The following is a 1,920-nucleotide window of genomic DNA, read 5'->3' on the forward strand; positions in this document are numbered from 1 at the left end:
TTGTTGTTGCGACAGAGCAACGGCGACAACGACTTGAGAGCTTCCAACTTGATAGTCGTTGAAAAATTATTTTAAAAAGTTGTTGACATTATGTTGATTACTTGATAAGATAATTAAGTCGCTTGTTAAGAAATTCACTTTCTTATCAAACTAGTAGACCTTTGAAAACTGAACAAAGTTTTAACAATCAATTGTGTAGGCCTTTTAATTAAGGTTAATTTGTAACAAAGAAACATTGACGAAGTCAATTTTCGCTAGTATTAATTTATGAGTCACAAACTTTTAATATGAGAGTTTGATCCTGGCTCAGGACGAACGCTGGCGGCGTGCCTAATACATGCAAGTCGAGCGAACTCTGGTTTTTGATTTTTGGTGCTTGCACCAAAATGATAAAACATTTGAGTGAGCGGCGGATGGGTGAGTAACACGTGGGTAACCTGCCCTAAAGTGGGGGATAACATTTGGAAACAAGTGCTAATACCGCATAACAACATTTACCACATGGTTTATGTTTGAAAGATGGTTCTGCTATCGCTTTAGGATGGACCCGCGGTGCATTAGTTAGTTGGTGAGGTAACGGCTCACCAAGACCGTGATGCATAGCCGACCTGAGAGGGTAATCGGCCACATTGGGACTGAGACACGGCCCAAACTCCTACGGGAGGCAGCAGTAGGGAATCTTCCACAATGGACGAAAGTCTGATGGAGCAACGCCGCGTGAGTGAAGAAGGTTTTCGGATCGTAAAACTCTGTTGTTGAAGAAGAACATGCGTGAGAGTAACTGTTCACGTATTGACGGTATTCAACCAGAAAGCCACGGCTAACTACGTGCCAGCAGCCGCGGTAATACGTAGGTGGCAAGCGTTGTCCGGATTTATTGGGCGTAAAGCGAGCGTAGGCGGTTTATTAAGTCTGATGTGAAAGCCCTCGGCTCAACCGAGGAAGTGCATCGGAAACTGGTAAACTTGAGTGCAGAAGAGGAGAGTGGAACTCCATGTGTAGCGGTGGAATGCGTAGATATATGGAAGAACACCAGTGGCGAAGGCGGCTCTCTGGTCTGTAACTGACGCTGAGGTTCGAAAGCGTGGGTAGCAAACAGGATTAGATACCCTGGTAGTCCACGCCGTAAACGATGAGTGCTAAGTGTTGGAGGGTTTCCGCCCTTCAGTGCTGCAGCTAACGCATTAAGCACTCCGCCTGGGGAGTACGACCGCAAGGTTGAAACTCAAAGGAATTGACGGGGGCCCGCACAAGCGGTGGAGCATGTGGTTTAATTCGAAGCAACGCGAAGAACCTTACCAGGTCTTGACATATCTTGAAACACTAAGAGATTAGTTTTTCCCTTCGGGGACAAGAATACAGGTGGTGCATGGTTGTCGTCAGCTCGTGTCGTGAGATGTTGGGTTAAGTCCCGCAACGAGCGCAACCCTTATTACTAGTTGCCAGCATTAAGTTGGGCACTCTAGTGAGACTGCCGGTGACAAACCGGAGGAAGGTGGGGACGACGTCAAATCATCATGCCCCTTATGACCTGGGCTACACACGTGCTACAATGGTCGGTACAACGTGCTGCGAACTCGCGAGGGTAAGCAAATCACTTAAAACCGATCTCAGTTCGGATTGTAGGCTGCAACTCGCCTACATGAAGCTGGAATCGCTAGTAATCGCGGATCAGCATGCCGCGGTGAATACGTTCCCGGGCCTTGTACACACCGCCCGTCACACCATGAGAGTTTGTAACACCCAAAGCCGGTGGGGTAACCTTTTAGGAGCTAGCCGTCTAAGGTGGGACAAATGATTAGGGTGAAGTCGTAACAAGGTAGCCGTAGGAGAACCTGCGGCTGGATCACCTCCTTTCTAAGGATAAGTGCGAAAGCACTACGGAATACACAAGTTAAAACTTTGTTTAGTTTTGAGAGG

At 47.4% G+C, this 1,920-nt stretch carries 1 rRNA gene; it reads left to right on the forward strand.

The annotated features are described in order from the left end of the window. Nucleotides 1-283 precede the first annotated feature (283 nt). Nucleotides 284-1,857: ribosomal RNA gene (locus EKM66_RS12375) — 16S ribosomal RNA — on the forward strand. Nucleotides 1,858-1,920: the final 63 nt, after the last annotated feature.

The organism is Companilactobacillus hulinensis (assembly GCF_003946555.1).
In the GTDB taxonomy this organism is placed as follows: domain Bacteria; phylum Bacillota; class Bacilli; order Lactobacillales; family Lactobacillaceae; genus Companilactobacillus; species Companilactobacillus hulinensis.